We start from the raw sequence: 22,261 nt of genomic DNA, 5'->3' as shown, positions 1-22,261 counted from the left end.
CGTCCAGAGACATCGACACTTCAGCTTCTACGAGCGTAGTCGGCATATTAGCATTTCGCTTGCCACTCGGCCTGCCAACAGGCTTTATGACAGCTAGTCTGATTGATCTCTTCCCGGTTCCTCAGACGGCGAAACCAAAGGCGTAGCCCACTTAGAGTGAGTCCCTGATCCTACCACATGGGCGATGGAGGGAGGGACGCATTAGGCTGCTTACGCAGCTGCTAATGCAGGTTGTTGATTAGTTTTTCCAGTTATTGGAAAAGTAGGCCCGTTTAACGAGTGCGCCAATCTCGGCTCGCCACTAAAGCTCAAACTGTCCCTGTCGAATCCAAAACGTCCCCGTATCAGAAAACAGAGGTCGGAGGTCGGATACCGGAATTCATGCAAGCCGACTTTTCCTCCTAGACGTTAAGGAAAAACAGCGTATTCAACTACTTCCATTATAACATGCACAGCGCAGTTTTCAACCGCTTTACATTTTCTGCCTTTCGCGCAAAGCTCGCTGCACTTCGCGCTGTGCCGACTTTCTCTTCAATGTTTCTCGTTTGTCGTAGTTCTTCTTCCCTTTTGCGACGCCAATCAACACTTTGGCGAATCCGTTCTTGATGTACACTTTCAGCGGGATCAAGGAATACCCTTGCTCCTTTGTCACGCCGATCAGCTTATCAATCTGTTTGCGATGCAACAGCAGTTTACGTGTTCGAACGGGGTCGTGATTGTAGCGATTCCCTTGCTCATACGGGCTGATATGCATATTCACGACATAAGCTTCGCCGTCTTTGATTCGCGCGTAACAATCTCTCAAGTTGATGCTTCCTTTGCGAATCGACTTGATCTCCGTCCCTTGCAGGACGATACCCGCTTCATACGTATCTTCAATAAAATAATCGTGCCGCGCTTTTTTATTTTGCGCTACGACTTTCCCTTCGCTTCTCGCCATCACGTTCCCCCCCCTCCCGTGGAAAGCTGCAAGCTTTATTATAGCAACTCGGCCGTCGCCGTTCAACGGCGCTTCTTCGGCTTTCTTCCTTTCTTCACAGCCGCGGCCTTCATTTTCGGTGCTTTTTTTCGCGGATCGAACTTTTTCATGCCACGTCCGTTCTTGCCGTTTTTCTTCTTTCCTTTTCCGCCTTGAATCACGGTCGGGCGCGCTTTCTTGTTGCGTTTCTTCGGCTTCATATCGACGAGTTCGAAATCAATCGACCGTTCCTCAAGGTTCACGTTGATGACGCGAACATTTACGTCATCGCCGATGCGGAAGACGTTGCCTGTCCGTTCACCGATGAGCGCGTATTGGCCCTCATTGTAAGCGTAATAATCGTCGGTCAAGTAGCTGATGTGCACAAGCCCTTCGATCGTGTTCGGCAATTCGACGAACAAGCCGAAATTCGTAACACCGCTGATGATGCCCTCGAATTCTTCGCCAATCTTGTCTTCCATGTACTCGGCTTTCTTCAAATCATCCGTTTCCCGTTCCGCATCAACCGCGCGGCGTTCCATTTCCGACGTATGTTTTGCAATTTCCGGAAGCTCTTTCTTCCAATGGTTCCGCGTTTTCGCATCCACTTTTTGCTCGATCAAATACGTCCGGATCAAGCGATGAACGATCAAATCCGGGTAACGACGGATCGGTGACGTAAAATGGGTATAAAAATCGGTCGAGAGACCGAAATGGCCCAGGCTTTCATGATGGTATTTCGCCTGCTGCATCGAACGAAGCATGATCTTGCTGATAACCGCTTCCTCCGGTTCGCCGTCAACTTTCTCGAGCAAATCTTGGAGGGCCCGCGGATGGACCGAGTCCGCACTTCCTCTTACGACATACCCAAAATTCGTGATGAACTCGAAGAATTTTTGCAGCTTATCCGGATCCGGTTCCTCGTGAATCCGATAAATGAACGGAAGCTCCATCCAATGGAAATGTTCGGCAACCGTTTCGTTGGCGATCAACATGAACTCCTCGATCAAGCGTTCCGCCACGGAACGCTCGCGAATAACGACATCAGAAGGTTTTCCCTCTTCGTTTATGACGACTTTCGCTTCGGTAAAATCGAAATCAATAGCCCCGCGCTGTTTCCGTTTCTTCGTTAAAATTTGCGCCAGTTCTGCCATCGTATCAAAAAAGCCGATCAGATCGCCGTAACGTTCCGTTACCGCCTCATCTTCTCTTTGAATGATTTTACGGACATTTTCATACGTCATCCGTTCCATTGTCCGGATCACGCTCGGATAAATCTCGTGCTGGACGACGTCGCCTTGCGGATCGATTTCCATGTCGCACGTCAACGTCAGCCGATCGACTTGCGGATTCAAGCTGCAAATGCCGTTCGACAAGCGATGCGGAATCATCGGAATGACACGGTCGACCAAATAAGCGCTCGTCCCGCGCTCATAAGCTTCCTTGTCGATCTCCGAACCTTCCTTCACATAATGACTAACATCCGCGATATGAACGCCGAGCTGGTAGTTGCCGTTCGGCAGCTTCACGACGTGTACCGCATCATCGAGATCCTTCGCATCCGCGCCGTCAATCGTAACGATCGTTTCATTGCGCAAATCCCGGCGGCCCTCAATCTCCCCAGGTCCAATCTCATCCGGAACTTGAGCCGCCTCCGCCATCACTTCTTCGGGGAATGCGGTCGGCAAGCCATTTTTATAAATAATCGAAAGAATGTCCACGCCCGGATCGTTCTTATGCCCGAGAATCTGTACGATTTCACCTTCGGCGCTCATTTTCCCCTCGGGATATTTAATGATCTTGACAACGACTTTGTGCCCTTCGGCGGCGCCGTTCACCCCGCCTTTTGGGATGAAAATGTCATTGCCGATCCGCTTGTCGTCCGCGCGGACGAAGCCAAAATGCCGGCTGTCCATGTACGTGCCCACGACTTCCTTTACACCGCGCTCGATGATCCTGACGACCGTACCTTCCGGCCGTGATTTTTGCGAACCCGGCGAAAGCCTGACAAGCACTTTATCCGCATTCATGGCTCCATTCAAGTCGGTCGGCCCGACATAAATGTCATCCTGCCCTTCCTTGTCCGGGATAATAAAAGCGAACCCTTTCGCATGCCCTTGGACGGTCCCTCTTACGAGATTCATTTTCTCCGGAACTCCGTACCGGTTGCTTCGCGTCCGAACGATCAAGCCTTGATGCTCCATGGCATTCAACGTTTTGACCAGTGCTTTGTATCCGTCGGCATCTTCCGAGTCGAATACCTCTTTAAGTTCTTCGAGTTTCATCGGCTTGCTTGCTTCATCCCGCATGTATGCGAGAATGGTTTCTTTGGTTGCTAGGTTCATATTTCTCCTCCTTTCTGCACGTATCCACACCTGGCGTTATTCCGCCGACCAATCGAGACGTTCGAGAAAGTCATGAATGTCTCGGTGCAATTGTTCTTTTTCCTTGCTCAGCGTGATCACATGCGTTGCATCTTCATACCATTTGATCGTTTTGTCTTCTGTTTCGACTTTGTCGTAAATCATCTCCGCACTTTTCGGATCGATCATTTCGTCCTTGCGAGCTTGCACGACGAACACCGGCGCTTCAATTTCACCAAGGCGGTCGTATACTTCATCGTTCAAGCGGCCAAGATTTTTTAACGTATGCATCGGTTTCTGCTTAAACTTCTCCATTTCTTCATCCACTTGTTCTTTCGATTTGCCCTCGTACTGCTTATATTCTTTCGCGTACTTCAATACGCCTTCATACAGTGTGCCCTCGTCTTTGCCGGTCGCAGGGGCGCACATCGGAACGACTCCCATTACAGGAAAAGTGTAGCCGACTTTCAAGGAAAATACTCCCCCGAGCGACAACCCGCAGACGGCAATTTCCTCATGGCCCTTGTCCTTCAAATGACGATAGCCGTCGACGACGTCTTGCCACCAATCTTCCGGCCCGGTATCCAGCAGTTCTTCCGGAGGCACGCCATGTCCTTTATACAGCGGCGCATGACACGTGTAACCTTTATCCTCCAAATAACGGCCGAGCATCCGCACGTCTGCTGTGTTTCCAGTGAACCCGTGCAGCAGCAAGACCGCTCGTTTTCCGCCTTCAAACGTAAATGGTTTCGGTGGTACGATTTTCATGATGGTACTCCTCCTATCTTTCCCTGTTCACACTTACGCAAACGTGCATTCCTCGCGAATTGCCGCTTGCGCATAAGATGTTATCTATTGTTCTCTAGATCGAGCACGGTTGTATTCGAAGGTCTCCGCTTAAAAAAGTCCCTACTCGGAAATGTTCGATTGGACCGAGTACCTTCGTGCGATTCGTTGTGTCCGGCAGCAACCCCGGCGACAGAACAAACAACACTCCGTCGAATTGACAGTGTTGAATGATCATTGGATGGACGCGGGTGGGGCGTACGAAGGTACATTTGAAGAATCTCTAGGTCTCCTATCGAATAGACTCGCATAAAAAAACAACAAACGGAGCGGATCCGCCTGCTGTTTCGTTTACGCTTTGTTGATATTAAACAAAGTAGGCAACGCCGATGGCGAGCAGGAAGAACAAGATCGCCAAGACAACGGTGATTCGGGTAAGTCCGGCTTCGATGCCGCGAGCCTTCTTCTTCCCGAACAACTGCTCCGCACCGCCTGTAATCGCGCCCGATAAACCCGCGCTTCTTCCGGATTGCAACAAAACCACGATGATAATACCGATCGAAACAGCAATAAGCAAGATCGTAAAGATCGTATGCCACATGGATGACACACCTCCCGGCCAAATTCCTCACGTAATCTTAACTTTACCACAGATTTCCGCTAAGGACAACTTGAAGAAGAAACGGCAACCGTGGAAGTAACAAAGAAGCGAACCGCACGAAAATTTGGTTGCATTGGCGTGCAAAGTGGTTGCTGCTTCTTTGTCTTTAACACCTTCTGCCGCTTCTAATACGATCGATGAAATGTAAATGCATCGTAAACCGAACCGATGATTTTTACTGGTACAACATCTGTCCGGACTGTTCCGTTTTGATATTCGACTGTGAAGGTAAAGGTAACGAAACCGTTTGCGAGTCTTGTGGCGGGATCCGTCATCGAGGCATCAAACAAACTACCTGTCCAACTTGTACTTGTAATTGAACTCAATTCGGTTCTAACGATCCGTTCGCTGCCGGTTACGGTGGTTCCTTCGAGGTCAACTTTCACATTATTTTTAACGGGATATGAAGTAATTTGTGCCTCTAATTCAAACCTTTCTCCCGAATAAAAGAAATTTCTGCTGTGTCCGAACGATTCATGTGTTTGCAACCAAGCGGGCGTATGTTTTACATGTCCTGTTATCGCCAGTTGATTGACCATCACCTTCAGTCGAGCAGTGTCAGAAAACCCATGGTTGTCCGTTACTGTCTGCTTGATCGCATACAGTCCTGTTTGGTCGGTTTTATACGAAAAGTTTTTCGTTGAATACGTGGACGTACTTCCATCCGGTGCCGTAACCAAATACTTGTAAGTTAGAGGGTCGTCGTCTGGATCGCTTGCTGTGCCGGTCACTTTGATCGAATCTCCAATGTAATAGTTCGTTTTGTCTATTTCGAATTCAGCTGACGGTGGATTGTTAATCAAGTAATTTCCTGAATAAGCATTTCTAACATTACCGGCTTTGTCTTCAACCTGAACATAAATACGGTTCTTGTGCGGATTTGAAAGCGTAAAGGTGCGTCGATTCCCGTATATCCAACCACTAAAGGAAGTCCAAATCCCGTCATTATAGGTTCGATATCGAAACCGTTTGACCCCTGACAATGGGTCTGCGCTAGTCATGTCGACAGAAAGGCTTCCGGCTGTCCATCCTTTACTCTTAGGACTGAATTTCACGTTTGGCGGGGTTTTATCAATATAAGAATACCCTGAATAAGCATCCCGAATATTGCCGGCTTTGTCCTCTGCTTGAACATGAATGCGGTTTCGTCCTTCTCGTGACAATCTTATCGTTTTTCTCGTTCCGTAAATCCAGTTGCTGTAAGAACCCCACGTGTTCCCATGTTGGATTCGATACCTGAAGCGTCTAACGCCCGAGCGGGAATCCCCCACTTTCACACCAACGTATATGTCAGACTTTGTCCACCCGTGACGATAAGGGCTGAACGAAACAACGGGATCGGTTTTATCAACATAATAGTAACCGGAATATCGGTTGCTGATATGCCCTACATTATCCATCGCTTGAATGTGAATGCGGTTTCGTCCTTGTTTATCAATGGCTATCGTTTTTTTCGTTCCGTAAATCCACCCGCTGTAAGAAGACCATCTCGAACCATGCTGCACTCGATACCTAAAGCGTTTAACACCTGACAGCGAATCGCCAACACCTACTCGAACATAGAGAGTGGTGTTTTTCCATCCACTTTGATTCGGACTTGTCGAAATCCAAGGATCGGAGCCGTCGACACGGAGATTCTTTCCCGTATCTATATAGCCGCGGTGATTTTTTACGCGATCGACGTAATAATATTCAATGTTGTAACTGTCCCCGCTTTTTTTCGGAACGACGCCCCACTTCACGGTCCCATAACGACTATTTTCTTCCCTGTGTGCTGAATCAATCTCGATTCGGGAGCTGGTGAGAAATTGATGATTGTAAGTGGAAACTCTGTCAAATCGATGAAGCGATCGAACATCCTGCCCTTCGCCCACAAGCCTAAGATATTGGTAGATGTTCCCTGAATCGGGGTCATACTGTCGTAAACGTATATAAACGTGATCATAAGGTCGTACCCAATAATTTCTTCCGTTTCTAAATCGATAATGATAGATGCCGTCGGAACTATGTTTTGGAGCAACACCATCGACTCTTAAGTCCATATAAGTGTCGTTGTAACCGATCGTTTTTCCGCTTAAATCGGTATGATAGTAACGAATGTTATAACTTTCCCCATGCCGCTTGGGCGTTACCCTCCAGCGAACACGTCCATATTTCGTATTCTCTAAGCGAGTCGCCGAATCGATACTTACCCGGCTTGTTTCATTCCAGTTAAACAGATTCGAACTTGACCTCGTGAAATCATGTCTTGAATGCGGATCTGCTGAACGGCCGGTAAGACGCAAATAACTGTATTTATTCCCGACATCATCATGCTGCCGAAAAGTAATGTATACATGATGATAGGGTTGTACCCAATAATCATTCCCGTCCCTATATTGAGCATTTGTTAGTTTGTGTGAAACATGGGTGGGAGGACCGTCGTCCACTTCAAGAATCGGGGGAAAGATAAAGTGATTATCAAATTTCTTCCGAAGAACTCTCTTCGTATAAGAGGACCAATGAAAGGCATTAATAATCTTATCGGTGGTATACGTCCGTGATGGAACTGAATAATTCCCGGCCCCCTGGGTCCATAAACGGCGCACATACATTTTTGAGTGATAGGATCCGTGCGGTTCTCCGCTGATGATCGCATTGATCCATGCTTCACCGCCCTTTAATAATTTGGCAGATAAGACCGAATCCTTACTATTCGATTCAAGATAAAGATTGTCAAGAAATGAACGACCTCTGACTAAATCATGTTTATTAAAATGGGCCGGGTTAATTAATATTGCGTAGTTATACCAAACTTTAACGCCGTCCCATCTCAAAACATACAGAGACCCTCTAGCCTCTCTTCGTTTGCCCGGGAGGACTTCGACCGAAAAACCTTTTTTAAACATAGGGGAAGAAGTCTCTTTGTTTACCAAAACGGCGGCATCACGAATACTAACCGATGTCGTATACCCTCCAAACATAAGACTGTATCCAATCGTTTTATAATACCCGCTTGAGTTTGTTGAGTAAGTCCCCGTTCCAGATTGACGGTTCGGCTGATCCGCAACCACTTCCATGGGAATGCTCGTAAAAAGAATGAAAAACACCAATACGAGCCCGATTATTTTTTTCAACATCAATTACACCCCCTTAACGCAATGCCATCTCAAGAAAACCATAGGCAAATGGAACATTCTTTTTCACTCCTAGGCAACAAACTCGATCACCGAATAAAGAACCTTCGCTTCGTAAGCCGCTTGTAGAGCTTCTCAAAGTGAGGAAAAACCTCCCTCACAGAAGCCGGACGTTCCTTAGGGTCGATCTGCACCATGGATCGAATCACTTTCGAGAGTTTCCGCGGAACTTCGCGGTTTTCGTCCAACAAAAATGCCTCCGTGGTGTAGACGTGATTGCCGCCCGTTAACAAAAAATACATCATCGCACCGAGCGAGAACAGATCGGTTCTAGGGTCGGCCTGAGGACTCTGAAATTGTTCCGGCGCCGCAAAGCCGACGGTTCCCATTTTTAACGTTCCTTTGATGGATCCATCGCCGAATTGATGAGAAATTCCGAAATCAATCAACTTCACTTCATCCTTGTCGTCAATCATGAGATTCGCTGGTTTCAAATCTTTATAAACAATTTGCTGATTGTGCAAATACTGAAGTACTTCACACGTTTGCAGCGCATATTTAAGGACCTTTTCGACCGGCAAATATCCTTCGCTTTGGGCGAAAAGCTGCTTTAAAGTTACACCGGAAATATAGTCTTGAACCATGTAAAAATAGTGTTGATCTCTGGATAAAAATAGGTCAGCAATGCGGGGAAGATAGAGGTGATCTAAATCTCCGAGGAATTTGGCTTCGATGAGCAGCTGTTTGGACCAGCGCGGGTCCATTCGTGACTCTTTCACCGCATATAACCGGCCGTTCGCTCGTAAATCTTTCGCTAAATATACGGTCGACATGCCTCCGGCACCGAGCAAAGCAACGATACGATATCGATTCATTAACGTGTCTTCATACTTTAAACGCGTCTGTACCACCAGGATCATCTCCTGAATGTTTAGTTATGGCCGTGTGATCCAATATTTCAATTTATGAAGAGCCGATGAGCGTTTTTGTGTTGCCATGCCTTGCAAAAGCAAGACTGTAATATTATCGATGGCTCCGGAACGCTCGGCGAGATGCACAAGATAACCGCTTACCTGTTCTAAACTGTCGTGTTTCTTGTGAGCATCGTTCAACAAATGACCAATCTCCCTGTCCGAAAATAATGAATGAAATCCGTCGCTGCAAAGCAAAAATAAATCATTCTCCTGAAAACGACCGGTCGTTTGAAAAGGCGTGACGTCTTTTTTGATACCTAGGCATTGGATGAGCACATTCCGTTTTCCATGATTCCGTGCCTCTTCCTTTGTAAATCGGCCGAGTTGAACTTGCGTCTGCACCCATGAGTGATCTTCCGTTAATTGTTGCAGGCGGCTGCCTTCATGGAGTGTTTCGGTTCCATCATTTTCTTTGACGAAGAAACGGGAGCGCGTCCCTTGATAAATCCTGCTGTCACCGACATGAGCAATCACGTAACGACCATGAATAAGCACGATCACGGAAAGGGTCGTCCCCAATTGAATTTCTCTGTAAACTCCGACACGTAGCAATTCCTCGTTGATTTCAATGAATCGCTTGTTTAATTCATGATACAGCTTTTGAAACGGTTCCTTTTGATCCAAATAATGAAGGATTTGCTGCTCCCACCACGAGGCGATCATCTTAACGGCAAGCCTGCTTGCGACATCCCCTGCTTGATACCCTCCCATACCGTCAGCCACAATGGCGAGAACCGCTTCCTCCCCAGCTTCATTGTGGGTAATTTTGAACCAACCGAAGTCTTCATTGCTCGTTTTCAAAGGGCCGCAGTCGCTCGCCAATCCGATATTCCACTGACCTTGATGGATTTTCATAAGCCCTTCGCCGCCCGGAACAAATAGGTTACTTGACCGAGCTCAAGTTCATCACCTTCGTTCAACTCATACAGTTTGTAAGGAACGAGAGATTGCCCGTTCAACCGGCTTCCGTTGCGCGACCCAAGATCCTTAACGACGCAGCCTTCATCAGACTTGACCACTTCCAAATGCAACCTTGAAACCCCGGCGGAATCCTCAACATATTGAGTGTTATCAACACTTCTTCCAATGACGAAAGCATCCGAATGAATTTCAATCTTTTCTTCCGATCCGGAACGTGCAACAACAAAGTATGGATTTGTGTTTTCGGATTCGACCGCATCCGAACCATGGTTCAGCATAACCGTCTCATCAGACGCTGAAAGCAAGGTCGTATTTTGCTGCAAATGGTTATAATAATCATCGTTTTGATTTGAAAGCGTCGAAGACGCGACAGATTCTTTTCTATAAAATGGACCTTGTTGCTGCACAGCCGTTCCTTGGAGCGGTTCAGGAACATCCGGTATTTCCTTGAAGCCAACAGGTGCATTTGATTGAATGGCAACTTCCTTTTCGGGTCCGGGGGACGGTACTCGTTCTGCACCCGACCGGCCCATTTTCCAATAAACAACCGCAACACCCACAATCAATGCGCTCATCCCTCCACATGCGTAAATCATGTATGGATTCGAGTACATTTCATTGACCTTCCAAATAATGGCGAGACCGATGAGCACGAATGCAAACAAATAAATTTTCTCTCGCGAACGAAATGCCGGCCGCTCGATTTTTCGATTGGACCGTTCGGAATAATCTATTTGAGGGGGATTCTCGAAATCTTTTATTAAGGCTTGCTCACTTTTCTCTATCGGTTCCGAAGCAAATTCCGGAGGTTCATTGAGGACAGGAGGGGAAATCGGCTCAGGTTCGGCTACGTTTGGCCTGTTCGTATGCGCACGCGGCGAGTGATCTCTTCGCCGTTTAAGCAGAAGTTCCTTTAATCCGCTCAAACGGAATCCGGCATCTTTCGTATAGTTCAAAATATCTTTGAACGCCTCGCCGTTCAACCCCTCAACTTCTCCTGCTGTATTCACCAACAAGCTTTTGAGATCTTCCGTCACCGGCTTTTTGCCGGGGATGGTTACGAGCGGCAAATAGACAAGCTGCACATCATAAATATCTCTCCCAATAAAGATGAAGTCTTCTTGTAACAAATGGTTCTCGCTGTTCAACATATAAACTCGACTTTCCTCCAACGCGGAAACGATGCCGAGAAACACCTCATAATAGTCTTCCATGGACAGCTTCTTTCCCCGGATAAATGGCCGAAACATTGTTGTCGATGTCATCTCATACCGCAGCCGAATTTGACCATTGATTTCCTCAATCTGAACAGGCAGCATTCGAGGAATATCATTAGACTGAATCATTTTTTTCTGAAGTTCCACAACATCTTCCGGTCTCAGCGGTTTCTTGGATGTTCCGGTAAAAACAAGAAAATGACCGTTCTGTTGGGTGAAGTCGTAGGCTAAATCATAAAGGGTCGATTGCATCGGACTACTACCTCCTTATTTAGAAATAAAAATAATAGTACGTCGTTGCCACGGCGGGAATGACGGCATACATGAAAGCAAAACGCGTACTTTCCTGTTTTTGATACGTTTCCAAAACCGATATGTCTCGGGAATTCCATGTCGACAACAAGTGAATAACAGCTAGGGCCATCTTTTTTAAAAATGTACGCGTGAACAATAAAATGACAAGTGCAATGATTCCGGCGTATAGAATAGAATACATCATGAGATAGAAAACAAACTGGACCCCTGCAATGGCTCCAATGGCCGCAAACAACTTAACATCACCTGCGCCGATTGCCCGAAATATATAGAGAAAGAGAAAAGTTCCCCCAGCAGCAACCATTCCGATACTCGAGAAGACCACCCCATCGAGACCGTCAAAGATGAAATGATACAGGAATCCCGCCGCCGTCCCACTAACGGTCAACCAATTCGGAATTCTTTTAAATCTAATGTCCCACCATAATGCGATTAGCAGCAACAAAATCAACACATAATTGTACGCTTCCAAAGTCCCACACCCCCATATCCGGATTCTCATGACAAGTAAAACGAGGGAAACGAAAGCCTTTTCCCGAAAAACATTTATTCCCCGCTTCCAAATTGATAAGAATAAGAAGCGGCACGACGGATGACGGATTTCTCTCCGGAGAAATAACGCGGACCGTAGGTTTCGACGACAGCAACAATGGTAGGTCCATCGTATACAATGTCCATGTCATATAAAGGATGGTGATAAGAATAGGGAAAACCATCCACATCCGGATGAGAATCATCAATTATGTCAAAAGTGACGACCTTGAACGCATCTTGAAAAAAACTCCCCGGTTTCGGATGCATGTCCAAGCTGCTCGCATGGACGGGTTTCATATGGGAATTGGCGGCAAGGCTGTCCAAAAACGCCTGTTTCGCTCGCTTTTTATCGAAAATGATGATTCCTTCTGCCAATTTCCTGTAGTCAATACACATCGCAGCATCATGGACGGCAATTTCGAGATCTTCTTTTAAATATTTACTCGCATCGGCATCGGCAATCGTGTTCATCTGCCACACCATAGCGAATATCATTAGTGTCGAGATTGCCCAAACTCTTATCGTTTCTCTCATCGAAATCGCCTCAATTGGTCGGAGCTATATATTCACTCATGATTTGTTTTTCCTCGACGATGACACCACTGGAAGAACCAAATTCAAACATGGGTAATACGGCGATTCTCGGTCTCGGAACCGTAATTTTCACCGTTAAATACTCCCCACGAGGTTGTACGGTGCGGGTCCCTTCAATTTCAATCTTCTCCGGATCGTAGTGAAATTGATCCACAAGATACTGCTTCATTGCACCGTATATGTCATCGGTATATTTCCCTTGAAGTGCTGCTTCTTTGGCGCCTTCATAAGTGGCAAGATTCAGTGCAAGGTGCACTTGATTGGCATGAAAATACAACAACCCTTGAAACATTCCCCATAAAATGAATGGAATGAGCAGCCATTCGAACAACGCCGGTCTCATCATATCCCTCCAAAATCCGGGAGCCCTTGACAATGGAAAGTCAATGACTCCCATGAATTCCTAGTTACTCGTCTCCGGCAAGCTAGTTCCCGTTACTTCACTGTTCATATCATCGGCTTTATCTTTAACCGAATTGTACAAAGTCCCAAAAATCAACAATCCAATTATCAAAACCCCAATCCCGACCATCAACCAGTTGTTAATCGCTTCTTTCATTTTGGAATACCTCCTAAATTTACATTTTCGAATGTACTGGAAAACATTGAAACGACCATGATAATGAGCCAGAGCAACGTGAGGATGTTGACGCCGAAAAACAAGACGTTGAACGTGATCGATTTCCCTTCGGATCGACGGTTCATCGATTCGAAATAGTCAGTTGAGAAAACTTTGGATGCGCCGTCAATCACTTCGATCGCATAGTTTTTCGAAGTCTCGTCCAACTTGAACAAAATACTCGCCAACTGTTCTGCGTGACCACCTCCTATATTTTTCACGAACGCTTCCCGCGCTTTCTCAGGATCCGTTCGCCAAAATCGCAAAAAACTCGTAATGCCTCCGTTAATGAATTCAAAATAAGGCAAGGCCTCATGCAACAGGTGATAGACGTTGACATGCTGGCCGCTGCCAAGACTCTTCAGTTCCGCTTTCAACATGTCGAAGAGGGTGAACAGTTCGATATGTTTCTTGCGATCGTAAAATGCGATCACTTTGTTGAGTCCCAGGTGCGTCAACGAAATACTCAGACGCGGACTTGTCGCAACGAACAAGAGAACGATCACCGTTAACAAAGAAAGACTGAATGTCCCTTCGGTTATGAGCGGAATGACAACGTAATAAAGCAAAACGGCCGTAAACACGAGATAACGTATCACATAAAACTTTAACGCCGTTAAACTTAAAGGATTTCCGGCTTCCTCAAACTTTTCGGCCAGCGTCGTTGCTGAAGATTTCTCGACCATTTTCTCACGGCGCTCCTCGAATTCCTTTTGTACCCGAGTGCGATGGGATTTACGCTCCTGCTTTGTTGTTAATGCCGCATACAGTTGGTAAGCCGCCGTCCAAACGATCGCAAAATACACAAGATATTCAACCGCTTGCAAGAAAAAGTGAAACGTCAAAATCTGTTCCATGTTCACCTCCGTAACTAAAGATCTGCCTTCGGTTTGCGCAGCAGGAACGACGTGGAAACACATAAGATGCCCCCAACGACAGTGATGACAAAGAGCGTCAAATTGGTTTTCTGTTGAAAGAAATACCAGAAATCAAGGACTCCAGAAAGAGAATGGGCAAAATAGAAGGCAAATGGAATGGTCGCAATCGGCAAAAAACCTAAGTTCACAGTGTCAAAGTTTTTCGTTTTCTCCGATTGCATGTCTGATTTTCGCTTGCGGATATCGGCATCCAATTGGGAAAAGGACTCGCTGACATCGGCTCTTTCAAGGTGGGCCCGAATCACCAGCTTCCCAAATCGCTTGGCAAATGTAGAGTTAATCGAATAGACGAAGATGCGAACACTTTCTTCAAATTCCGCCCGGGTTCTTTTCAACTGCAACGCATTCAACAATTTCATGTACACACGCTGCATTTCACTGTTTTTGATTTGCGGAATTGACTCGGCCAAAGCGAAGTAGAGGTCCTTGTTGCTGCTTTGGTAATTTTGCAAAATAACGGGGAAATAACTGAGAAACAGAAGCGAAGTTCTGCTGCGGATTGCTGTTAAACGGACTCTCAGGAAAAAATACGGAAGCGCGGCAAGCAACCCTGAAACAAACGCGCTGAGAACCAAATCCTTCATTGATAAAACCATGAGAATAAAGTTTACGCCGAATAAGATAGCCGTTAAAAACAAGAAATTGAAGACGGCCGTTTCCTGGTAGTTCTTTTTCACACTCGATAAAATCAATTCGAGATGCCGGTAAAACCGCGAGTGCGTTTTCGTCTCATTTTTTTCCTTTAACGCCGCAAGTTCCTGTATGCGCCTCGCTCTTCTGCGCCTTTTGTAGCGATAAAACCCTTCGGAAAATTGGGCAGCGAGGAAAGGAGCCCCGACAAGCAGCCACAAACCGTAAATCATCATCGAGTAAGCAATTAGTTTGACGACAACATTGATCAAAACATACAGCACTTCGTTCCCCCCTTAATGACAGGCGAATTCGGTCTTTCCGGTGATCGGATGCTGTCGTGCTCTTTCTTTTAACAGACGGATAAAAGATTCATACAGCGACTCGTCCAAGTTTCTCATCTTTCTCGCCAAACTTTCAGAAAGACCGGCATTGTAAGTCCATGTATTCGTTTTTGCGTCATATAAAATGAGATAGTTGATCCATGCTTGCTCCAATTCCTCGTCGTAACACATTTCATACACAGAAGTCACCCGTTTCTCGTTGTTCTTCAAGGAAGTCATCGTAATGCCGAGATCCAATTGTTCGGCAATTCTCTTAATCTCTCGATCTTCGCTCCGTCTCGGAAATTCATCGATGATATGACGGGCCAGCTGTTTCGGTGTATTTTTCGGATTGGTGATATGGTAGGACATTAATAAACCGGTCGTCCCTCTTTCCGTTCCAGCAATCGCACCTTCGGCTTCAATTCCCCGAACTTCTTGTACGATAATGTAGTCATGGTCCGTCCGCAGTGCATCGCGAATCACTTGATGAATGTTTCCGTCTGAGGTGTAAAAATCATGGACGAGCCGGTCCGGAAAATCACGCTTCAAGAAAGACTCTGGATTCGTTTCGATCAACACCGCGACAAGGTGCGGTTCCCGTTCCGCGTAAATCGTCTTCAGGAACGTCGATTTTCCCGATTGGACTCTCCCGGCAACGACCGTGTTGAGCGGCAACTTTGCCAATAACCGATACAACGAAACGTCTTCAAGCGGGATCGTGTTCTTTTTTGCTTGCTGTTCAAACGAAAACCGACGAATGACGAACCGGCGAAAAATGATCGTCGGCCGGTACGAACGAGGAGGTACAACTACTTTAACCCTCGTGCCGTCATCCATGTCAAATTCGGCTTCCGGATGATTTTCATTAATTCTTAACCCCTTATGTTTCAATGAAAAGGAGCGGATGATTTCATGTACATGAAGTTGATCGCGCAACCGTTCTTCCTGCCGCTGGAATTTCCCGTCAACAAGGAACCAAATTTCATCTCCTTGGATGACACCTGAAGGAGAGTCGGGATATTTTCTCCACTTAGCGAAAGAGCCGAAACGATAAATTTCATGAAAGCAAGCCTCAGCGATCGTCTCGTAAAATTCAGGAAAGTCTTGAACACCCAAGAAATTTTCATCCCTTAGGTAGCCTTCAATTTCAGCCGTCAGCACACTTTCGGCTTCCGCCTTGCCGATCATCGCTTGGTACTCAAGCGCATGTCGCTCCCGAAGTTCCTCATTCGTCACTTTATTGGAGTCGTAAAGCTTTTCAAAATGCGCTTTGACTTTCGTGCACACTTCTTGAAAGCGAGCCGCCTCTGTTTCAAGAGTCTCCGACGCCGCTGTCCGTTGAACCGCATTCTTTTGCAGATGCTCGGTAATGTCGAACACTTGAAATTGAGCTTCAGCCATTTATACCCCCGCCCCCAATCTGGTGAACAGGCGCCATTTCGATTTCGCCCGGGACGTTTCTTCTTGAGCGGTAAGTTTGAGGTTCGTCCTTCGAATTAAAGCGGTCGCAATGAAGTCAACTGCCTGCATGTATTCCCGTGCGCCGTAATCATATAAAATATGTTGCTGTGCCTCGCCGTGCAAACCCATGAGATCGATGTCGGGAATTTTGCAAAAAAACGGTACGTTCAACTCTGAAAGGAGATCTTTGTCATTCGGGATGCCGGTTTCGTCCGCATATTGATTAATGACGAGCGAGAAATCGGATAACAGATGGCCAAGCGGATATAAGACATCGTGATACGACTGTTCAAATTTCTTGAGGGCTTTTCGCTGCTGATTCACGACAAGAAACTTTAAATCTGCTTCTTGCAGCGCCTGAATCATGTTGGCATTGTCGAAATGACTGCCCGCATCGAGAATGAGAAGATCGAAATACGATGAACAAATTTCGATCAAATATTGAATTTCCTCGATGGTGTATAAACGTTCCATCTTAATATTTCGATTGCCCGCGAGATAATAGACGTTGTCTTTCTTCAACTTGTAAAAATGACTGAAAATCTGTGCTTCCGAAGAACCGAGCAGTTGATTGGCCAGTTTGTTTTTGAGCTTATCGAGCGATTGGCCCTTGTACGGAACTTGATCGGTTCCGTCGTCCCACGCATTCAATCCGAGCACGCCAATTCTTGCGTCCGTAAGTCTTGATGCGGCAAGGGCTGTGCTCAATGCTGTCGAAGTCGTTCCGATATTTGGGATCGGGGCGAAGAAAACGGCGGTTTTCGAACTTTTCGCCTGTTCCGGGTAAAGGATAGCTTGAATTTCGTCTGCGATTTGTCTTGATGTCAATTGTGGGTGAATGGTATGGATGCCCAGCGTGTCACAAATGGTTTTCACATGTTTTAGCAAGTGGGGGTCAATGTGTTCTGAAATGAGGTAGAAAACGATGCGGCCTTGCAGGGGAGAGATTTTCTCGGAGATTTCGTTGTATGGGACGACGAGATCTGAAACGATGAGCACTTCGGCTTCAGGGGAAGGACGGCTGACGCTTTGAATTTTCAAAGCGGCCTCTTTCTGTTTCAACAGTTGTGCGAGCTCATGATCATTGGCCATGAATTCGACTTTCAATGATTCACACCTCCTAAATTAACTTTGCGTGGATTTTTTTTCATTTTTTTGCTTCATATTGGAACCTAACGCTCAAATTTGTACACAATATACAATTGGTCTCCTTGTTGCGTGTATTTTCGCAGTTTGTCCAACATTTGTTGCGTTGCAATGATTTCAATTGTGGAGACCACTCCCGTTGAGCTGTATTTTTCACCTTGATTCGCATTCGTGACTTCGTTGTTTGACTGGTCCTTTGTATAGGCAACTCGGACATCTTCCAAAACGGGACCCCTCCCCACGGTTTTTTCATAATCGGCCAATAGTGAAGCATCGTGCTCGCCTCCTGAAACGGATTTCCTTTGATTTTCATTACGCAAGGAACTTTTCAATTGCTGCACATTTCTTTTCGGGATCACATAAAAGTCGGCAATATAACTTCTGCGTATGGAACCCGGAATCGCAAAAATCCATTTGTCCGGAATGGGGGCAATGAATTCGCCTGCGCTTTCATCTGGAATCAGGTTATTGGCGTCAACGAGTTCCCGATAGATCTGTGTACCTTTCTTAATATCGATCGCTGCCAACTTCCCGAGAAGATCGGCATCTTTTAAATCAGTAACGTTCTTGACAGCGCCGCTCACCAAATCATCGCGATTGACCCGTTTGATCGTTAAATTCCGTTTCGAAAAGGAGTCCTTAAAGCCGATATCTTCTTCGGCCACCACAACAGAAACGGTGTTGATTCTCCCCTCCAAGTAGAAATCGTAAACGAACAAGAAAGCAAATCCGAAGAGAAGAATGAGCAGCGGTACGAGCACCTTAAGGATTCGTTTCACTCTGCATGACCTCGCTTCATCCATTTTTTCAAAAGTCCGTCTTTTTTTCTTCCGTCAGCATATTTCTTCGGCAGGAAGGAACGGAGCAAAGGCTGAAAACTCTTCTCAAACATGTGACAATAACGCGAATCATCATATAAAAATTCGGAATCCCACACGCCTTTCATGACATCTTCATACGGGATGTAATTCAGTGAGCTCAGCGGCCGCTGTTCCAAACATTCATGCCACGTATTCATTTTTAAGCCGGGGTGTATTTTCGTTTCAATATACGCATAACGGTGACTCTTGCATACATCCAACGTGCGCAGCGTTTGTAATGCCTGATATTCATGTAGTTGCAGCTCAGGTTGATCTTTCACAGCATCTACCGTGCTTGCCCAGTCAATTTTTACGGGATCAGGTTCGACGCAAACATAGATTTCATCCGCCTGAACGAGCAAACTTTGAACCGCTGGGGCATTCCAACGCGTGGCTACATCAACAATGAGAATCGGAATTTCCCTTAAGGAATACATCAGTTTCATCATCTTCTCATCGGTCCAATTTTCAACCGGAGCGGATCGCGAATCATTCACGATCCACCGGACCCCTTTGTGAAGCAACCCTTTCGCTTTGGCGACCGGCTGATCATCCGATACACACTTCGCGTGATCCTGATAAGAGAAGGAAAGATCTTCTTCCAACTGCCGGATATTCAAGTAATCGAACATGTACGGTTTGAGCGGCGGGTATTCGACATAGGCGACATCGATTTTTCGATCCGCTATCGCTCTGGCAAGATTGGTACTAAACAGCGTGGCTCCTGCACCGGACCAGAGCGAACCGATTACGATGGTCTTTTGAGGGATGTTCGCGTAGCGCAGCATTTCAATTTCCCGTTCTACGATTTTTTCTCCAATTTTCACGACAACTTCTTGGGGTTCGACCGATGGGGAGTTCGCTTGATCAGTGGGGAGATGATACGGAAGCGGGCGCTGTTTTTCCAAAGAAGGGGGGCTTTCAAACGTACTTACGAGGTTTATGACATCTCCTTGAAACGTAATCAAGTCCACCCGATATTGATCGCAGAGCGTCCGGGCTGCATGCAGAAAAGAAAACTGGTGATCCAGGATCACGCGATCCACCTGACTCCTGCTGATTCGGTGAACCAATGTTTCGTAAGTGGAAAGATGAGGATAAATGTACAAATCGTTTTGACCTAAGTGCAGCAGTTTCTCTTTCAATTCCTCGTAGTCTTTCTGATGAATTACACAAATCGCTAGTTTCATCGAAATAAAACACCCTTTGTTATGCGGAATCCTATAACAACATGCCCACGAATGCTCCTGGCAGACGATCCTGGATCAGGAAGAGAGCGAAATAGAAAACCAAGTAATAAAGAATTAATCCATAAAACGGGTCGAAACGGGTTTGGATTTGTTGGCGAAAGGAGTAAAGCGTGGCAAAGGAGACGATTTGCAGCCCGGTAATCAGAAACAACCCAAGGAATGAAGCAACTCCGGAGAGTCCCGACAAGGAAGCCACCAAATAAAGAGCTGAGATCGCAGCGGGAATGGTTAGAAAAGACCCAAACCGAGCAAACAGCGTTGAAAATCTCACGTCAACATGCATGAGCACCTTAAGAATGCCGAACAAGACAGCCGTTGAACCAAAGCTCACCAAGATCATGTAAAGAAACATTGAAAAAAATGTTTTAAAAGAAACATCCATACCGAACATGGAGAAACCGACATGAAAATGTTTCAATTGAAAATAAATGCCGAGACCGACAAACAAAGACAGCAGAAGGACGTTTAAAGCCCCGTATTTTACATCTTGATGATCAGCACGTCCCGCTTTCGAAGAAGGAAATTTAAGATTTTCCATAAAAAACTGCCCATACGTTCTTGTGAATTTCTTTCCCATCTCCACAAAATCGCTTGTGGATGTTCCGGAAGATGCTTTTGCATCTTCCGGTGAAGCGGAGTCAATTGTTGCGGCAACCTCGGTCTTCCCAATCGGTTCACCGCACCCCTCACAATTTTTCATATGAAGGGTTACACGGTTCCCACAGGTTAAACATTTCATCGTTGCATCCTCCTTAGCTGAAATCAATCGTCGTCGTCCCCGCCGACGATATCGAATATGCCGCCGAGCATGCTGCGCTCACCGCGATTTTCCCCGCCCGGAATTTGCGGCATCGCGCTGAACACGCGGCTGGCCAATCGACTGAACGGAAGCGATTGAATCCAAACCGTCCCCGGCCCTCTTAACGTTGCAAAAAATAAACCTTCACCGCCGAACAAGGCCGTCTTGATTTTTCCGGCATATTCAATCGAATAATCCACGTCCTTCGTTAACGCAACGAGACACCCGGTGTCCACCCGAAGCTTTTCACCGGCTTGCAAATCCACACGCTTCGTTGTGCCGCCCGCATGAATAAAAGCAAGGCCGTCTCCTTCTAATTTTTCCATGATGAACCCTTCGCCGCCGAAAAACCCGGTGCCTAGTTTTTTTTGAAAATCGATACCGACGGCCACACCCTTCGCCGCGCAAAGGAAAGCATCTCGCTGACAAATAATTTTTCCTTCAAGCTCCGCCAAATCCATGGCCAAAATCTTTCCCGGATAAGGAGCGGCAAAAGAAACATGCTTCTTCCCCGATCCGGTGTTCGTAAAGGTCGTCATGAATAAACTTTCCCCGGCAAGCATTCGTTTCCCCGTCCCCCAAAGCTTCCCAAGAAAACCTTGGCCATCGCTTTGATCCGAGCCGTCGCCAAAGATGGTCTCCATTTCAATGGCATCCTCCATCATCATAAGTGCGCCGGCTTCCGCAATAGTTGTTTCTCCAGGATCCAATTCAATCTCGACAAACTGCATATCGTCCCCGACAATGTTGTAATCAATTTCATGGTTATTCATGCTTCAACCCCCTTTGTAGATTTAGTATTTTGATAAAAGATTTTCCGAGATATTTCCAACAATGGGCAACTTGTATCGTTGGTTGTTGTAAGCTTTGACCATCAAGATGATCCAGAAGATAAAGGTGATCGTGTTCACGAAGAAAGTCAAGAAGATTCCGAGAAACGGAATGAAAGTTAAAATGATGTCGACAACCGTTACGCCCCCGAGGAACACGGTGGACTGCATGGCATGAAACCGAACAAAGGAACTTTTCTTCTCCATCGAAAGAAAGATCAGTCCGGTAATAAATCCCGCCAAATAACACAACAGTCCGGCTACGTTTTCTTCCAACCCCGTTGATGACGCCTGATGAACCTTTTTTTCATGTAGTTCGCTCATTCTTATACCCCTTTCAATGCTTTGCATTTATGCTTGTCCATCCTTTTGGATGGTGAAGACCTTGGTTAATGCGGCGACCATAAATATTCATAAGCTCTTTTCTTTAAAATGATCTGCTTGTCCACAAATGGAGCGATCAAATGCATCCGGTACTGAGCAGTGATGGACAGCGCCCCTTTGAAGCCGTCGGTGACGGTGACATCGACGACTTTTATCCGGTTAGGATCAGACCATTTGCCAAGTATGGATTCAGCAAACTTCTTTCGCACCATAGGTGTGATCAAGCGATCTGACGCTAACTGACTAAGATACGCTTCCGGGGAAAAGTCCACCCCCGTAGTTTTCATCGCCATGTTGAAAATTTCTGACGCTTTTGCCAAATCCAAACTTCCCATGCTTCGATCTTGAATAAAAGTATCTAGTGTCCCTTGCACGCCAGACACAGCCAATTCCGCAGGATAAGTATGCGTCGCCAACACTTCGGTAGTATCGGAAACTGCTCGATTCAAAGCAATTTCCGCAACCCCAATCCGAATCATTCCAGCCAAAAACACCACGAAAAGGAGAAAGACGGGAACAACCATCGCAGCTTCAAGGGTAATGCTCGCTTTTTCGTCTTTATGGAAACTGCTCATTTGT

The 22,261-nt window shown here is 46.3% G+C and carries 22 protein-coding genes and 1 other RNA gene; all 23 read right to left on the bottom strand.

The genetic code is table 11. From position 1 onward, the window contains the following. Positions 1 to 341: a transfer-messenger RNA gene (gene ssrA, locus VFK44_06680) on the bottom strand; the annotation flags it as partial. 131 nt (positions 342 to 472) lie between these two features. Then, entirely contained in the window at positions 473 to 940 is a 468-nt protein-coding gene (smpB, locus tag VFK44_06675) for an SsrA-binding protein SmpB (GenBank protein HET7628060.1), read from the bottom strand. 62 nt (positions 941 to 1,002) lie between these two features. Next, entirely contained in the window at positions 1,003 to 3,303 is a 2,301-nt protein-coding gene (gene rnr, locus VFK44_06670; GenBank protein HET7628059.1) for a ribonuclease R, read from the bottom strand. A 36-nt stretch (positions 3,304 to 3,339) separates the two neighbouring features. Continuing rightward, complete coding sequence (locus VFK44_06665) at positions 3,340 to 4,089, bottom strand: carboxylesterase (protein HET7628058.1); 750 nt, start codon at positions 4,087 to 4,089, stop codon at positions 3,340 to 3,342. A gap of 385 nt (positions 4,090 to 4,474) precedes the next feature. Beyond that, positions 4,475 to 4,708: a preprotein translocase subunit SecG gene (secG, locus tag VFK44_06660; protein HET7628057.1), complete on the bottom strand. Its 234-nt coding sequence runs from the start codon at positions 4,706 to 4,708 to the stop codon at positions 4,475 to 4,477. A 185-nt stretch (positions 4,709 to 4,893) separates the two neighbouring features. After that, positions 4,894 to 7,887, bottom strand: coding sequence for a hypothetical protein (locus tag VFK44_06655; GenBank protein ID HET7628056.1), 2,994 nt, complete (start codon positions 7,885 to 7,887; stop codon positions 4,894 to 4,896). An 86-nt stretch (positions 7,888 to 7,973) separates the two neighbouring features. After that, a complete protein-coding gene (locus VFK44_06650) occupies positions 7,974 to 8,795 on the bottom strand; it encodes a serine/threonine-protein kinase (protein HET7628055.1) in 822 nt (273 codons plus the stop codon). 24 nt (positions 8,796 to 8,819) lie between these two features. Further along, positions 8,820 to 9,713 (bottom strand): protein phosphatase 2C domain-containing protein, encoded by an 894-nt coding sequence (locus VFK44_06645; GenBank protein ID HET7628054.1) that lies wholly within the window; start codon positions 9,711 to 9,713, stop codon positions 8,820 to 8,822. After that, positions 9,710 to 11,248 carry a DUF6382 domain-containing protein gene (locus VFK44_06640; protein ID HET7628053.1) on the bottom strand — a complete coding sequence of 513 codons (1,539 nt, stop codon included), beginning with the start codon at positions 11,246 to 11,248 and terminating at the stop codon, positions 9,710 to 9,712. The genes VFK44_06645 and VFK44_06640 overlap by 4 nt, the downstream gene beginning before the upstream one ends. Before the next feature lie 19 nt (positions 11,249 to 11,267). Further along, the gene (locus VFK44_06635) at positions 11,268 to 11,783 is read right to left on the bottom strand and encodes an A24 family peptidase (GenBank protein HET7628052.1); all 516 of its coding nucleotides are present in this window, start codon (positions 11,781 to 11,783) and stop codon (positions 11,268 to 11,270) included. Between the two features lie 74 nt (positions 11,784 to 11,857). After that, positions 11,858 to 12,379, bottom strand: a complete 522-nt coding sequence (locus VFK44_06630; GenBank protein HET7628051.1) for a hypothetical protein — start codon at positions 12,377 to 12,379, stop codon at positions 11,858 to 11,860. Positions 12,380 to 12,389: 10 nt separating this feature from the next. Further along, positions 12,390 to 12,782, bottom strand: coding sequence for a hypothetical protein (locus VFK44_06625; protein HET7628050.1), 393 nt, complete (start codon positions 12,780 to 12,782; stop codon positions 12,390 to 12,392). A gap of 60 nt (positions 12,783 to 12,842) precedes the next feature. Then, complete coding sequence (locus VFK44_06620) at positions 12,843 to 12,998, bottom strand: hypothetical protein (GenBank protein HET7628049.1); 156 nt, start codon at positions 12,996 to 12,998, stop codon at positions 12,843 to 12,845. Further along, complete coding sequence (locus VFK44_06615; protein ID HET7628048.1) at positions 12,995 to 13,915, bottom strand: hypothetical protein; 921 nt, start codon at positions 13,913 to 13,915, stop codon at positions 12,995 to 12,997. Before VFK44_06615 ends, VFK44_06620 begins: the two co-directional genes overlap by 4 nt. 14 nt (positions 13,916 to 13,929) lie before the next feature. Beyond that, positions 13,930 to 14,910 (bottom strand): hypothetical protein, encoded by a 981-nt coding sequence (locus VFK44_06610; GenBank protein ID HET7628047.1) that lies wholly within the window; start codon positions 14,908 to 14,910, stop codon positions 13,930 to 13,932. Positions 14,911 to 14,922: 12 nt separating this feature from the next. After that, positions 14,923 to 16,353, bottom strand: coding sequence for an ATPase, T2SS/T4P/T4SS family (locus VFK44_06605; protein ID HET7628046.1), 1,431 nt, complete (start codon positions 16,351 to 16,353; stop codon positions 14,923 to 14,925). Beyond that, positions 16,354 to 17,520, bottom strand: a complete 1,167-nt coding sequence (locus VFK44_06600; protein HET7628045.1) for a hypothetical protein — start codon at positions 17,518 to 17,520, stop codon at positions 16,354 to 16,356. It lies immediately after the preceding gene. 65 nt (positions 17,521 to 17,585) lie between these two features. Beyond that, the gene (locus tag VFK44_06595; GenBank protein HET7628044.1) at positions 17,586 to 18,338 is read right to left on the bottom strand and encodes a flagellar biosynthesis protein FlgA; all 753 of its coding nucleotides are present in this window, start codon (positions 18,336 to 18,338) and stop codon (positions 17,586 to 17,588) included. Continuing rightward, the gene (locus VFK44_06590) at positions 18,335 to 19,609 is read right to left on the bottom strand and encodes a hypothetical protein (GenBank protein HET7628043.1); all 1,275 of its coding nucleotides are present in this window, start codon (positions 19,607 to 19,609) and stop codon (positions 18,335 to 18,337) included. Before VFK44_06590 ends, VFK44_06595 begins: the two co-directional genes overlap by 4 nt. A gap of 31 nt (positions 19,610 to 19,640) precedes the next feature. Next, positions 19,641 to 20,408 (bottom strand): hypothetical protein, encoded by a 768-nt coding sequence (locus VFK44_06585; protein ID HET7628042.1) that lies wholly within the window; start codon positions 20,406 to 20,408, stop codon positions 19,641 to 19,643. Between the two features lie 23 nt (positions 20,409 to 20,431). Next, entirely contained in the window at positions 20,432 to 21,241 is an 810-nt protein-coding gene (locus tag VFK44_06580; protein HET7628041.1) for a TIGR00266 family protein, read from the bottom strand. Between the two features lie 21 nt (positions 21,242 to 21,262). Then, positions 21,263 to 21,622, bottom strand: coding sequence for a DUF4870 domain-containing protein (locus VFK44_06575; protein HET7628040.1), 360 nt, complete (start codon positions 21,620 to 21,622; stop codon positions 21,263 to 21,265). A gap of 65 nt (positions 21,623 to 21,687) precedes the next feature. Then, a partial coding sequence (locus tag VFK44_06570; GenBank protein HET7628039.1) for a hypothetical protein occupies positions 21,688 to 22,261 on the bottom strand: 574 nt, incomplete at its 5' end.

Source organism: Bacillales bacterium, assembly GCA_035700025.1.
Classification (GTDB): Bacteria; Bacillota; Bacilli; order Bacillales; family DASSOY01; genus DASSOY01.
The sequence above is the reverse complement of the archived record's forward strand: the minus strand, read 5'-3'. Positions and strand labels throughout refer to the sequence as shown.

Bases quoted from the DNA above. Each gene is read 5' to 3' on its own strand.
- VFK44_06585 (HET7628042.1), bottom strand. From the start codon at position 20,408: ATGAAATGTTTAACCTGTGGGAACCGTGTAACCCTTCATATGAAAAAT.
- VFK44_06580 (HET7628041.1), bottom strand. From the start codon at position 21,241: ATGAATAACCATGAAATTGATTACAACATTGTCGGGGACGATATGCAG.
- VFK44_06640 (HET7628053.1), bottom strand. From the start codon at position 11,248: ATGCAATCGACCCTTTATGATTTAGCCTACGACTTCACCCAACAGAAC.
- VFK44_06625 (HET7628050.1), bottom strand. From the start codon at position 12,782: ATGAGACCGGCGTTGTTCGAATGGCTGCTCATTCCATTCATTTTATGG.
- VFK44_06575 (HET7628040.1), bottom strand. From the start codon at position 21,622: ATGAGCGAACTACATGAAAAAAAGGTTCATCAGGCGTCATCAACGGGG.
- VFK44_06620 (HET7628049.1), bottom strand. From the start codon at position 12,998: ATGAAAGAAGCGATTAACAACTGGTTGATGGTCGGGATTGGGGTTTTG.
- VFK44_06605 (HET7628046.1), bottom strand. From the start codon at position 16,353: ATGGCTGAAGCTCAATTTCAAGTGTTCGACATTACCGAGCATCTGCAA.
- rnr (HET7628059.1), bottom strand. From the start codon at position 3,303: ATGAACCTAGCAACCAAAGAAACCATTCTCGCATACATGCGGGATGAA.
- secG (HET7628057.1), bottom strand. From the start codon at position 4,708: ATGTGGCATACGATCTTTACGATCTTGCTTATTGCTGTTTCGATCGGT.
- VFK44_06645 (HET7628054.1), bottom strand. From the start codon at position 9,713: ATGAAAATCCATCAAGGTCAGTGGAATATCGGATTGGCGAGCGACTGC.
- VFK44_06630 (HET7628051.1), bottom strand. From the start codon at position 12,379: ATGAGAGAAACGATAAGAGTTTGGGCAATCTCGACACTAATGATATTC.
- smpB (HET7628060.1), bottom strand. From the start codon at position 940: ATGGCGAGAAGCGAAGGGAAAGTCGTAGCGCAAAATAAAAAAGCGCGG.
- VFK44_06655 (HET7628056.1), bottom strand. From the start codon at position 7,887: ATGTTGAAAAAAATAATCGGGCTCGTATTGGTGTTTTTCATTCTTTTT.
- VFK44_06615 (HET7628048.1), bottom strand. From the start codon at position 13,915: ATGGAACAGATTTTGACGTTTCACTTTTTCTTGCAAGCGGTTGAATAT.
- VFK44_06665 (HET7628058.1), bottom strand. From the start codon at position 4,089: ATGAAAATCGTACCACCGAAACCATTTACGTTTGAAGGCGGAAAACGA.
- VFK44_06590 (HET7628043.1), bottom strand. From the start codon at position 19,609: ATGAAACTAGCGATTTGTGTAATTCATCAGAAAGACTACGAGGAATTG.